The following is a 241-nucleotide window of genomic DNA, read 5'->3' as shown; positions in this document are numbered from 1 at the left end:
GATACAAGGAGTAACTGGTGCGACAGGAGATCAAGGACCACAGGGAATCCAAGGCCCGCAAGGAATCCAAGGTCCAACCGGTCCCCAAGGAATTCAAGGGGAACAAGGCCCACAAGGGATGCAAGGAGCACAAGGGATCCAAGGTCCGACCGGTCCTCAAGGCCCAACAGGAATACAAGGGGTACAAGGAGAGATAGGTCCAACCGGTCCTCAAGGTGTGCAAGGATTGCAAGGTCCCCAA

Annotated in this window: 1 pseudogene; it reads left to right on the top strand. The window is 55.6% G+C overall.

Annotated elements, in window-relative coordinates:
• Window positions 1-241 (top strand): annotated as a pseudogene (locus MR160_RS34495) (collagen-like protein); the annotation flags it as partial.

The organism is Bacillus cereus group sp. BfR-BA-01382 (assembly GCF_022663475.1).
GTDB classification, from domain to species: domain Bacteria; phylum Bacillota; class Bacilli; order Bacillales; family Bacillaceae_G; genus Bacillus_A; species Bacillus_A thuringiensis_S.
This window is presented reverse-complemented; position numbering and strand designations above follow the sequence as displayed.